The sequence below is a fragment of the Anaerotruncus sp. DFI.9.16 genome, assembly GCF_024461615.1.
Lineage (GTDB): Bacteria > Bacillota > Clostridia > Oscillospirales > Ruminococcaceae > Anaerotruncus > Anaerotruncus massiliensis.
Genome location: NZ_JANFZX010000194.1, coordinates 1 through 209 on the forward strand (window position 1 = coordinate 1; position 209 = coordinate 209).

Genomic DNA, 209 nt, shown 5'->3' on the forward strand with positions numbered 1-209 from the left:
TCCGGCGCAGCTTCGCCTTGTCCGTTTCAAACTTGGTGGGCTTGGTCGGCTGTCCGGCGGCTTCTCTGGCAGCGTTCTCTTTATCAAGGGCAAGCTGCCCTTTCTTTGCCGCCCAGTATTCCCGTTCGGTTATCCGTTCCTTGCTGCCGTTCAAGAGGTCGATTTGGTAAAGCCCCTCCCGGTGGCACATCTCCATGACTTCACTCTTG

The 209-nt window shown here is 56.9% G+C and carries 1 pseudogene; it reads right to left on the bottom strand.

Going from position 1 to position 209, the window contains the following annotated elements:
* Positions 1 to 209 (bottom strand): annotated as a pseudogene (locus NE609_RS17500) (relaxase); the annotation flags it as partial.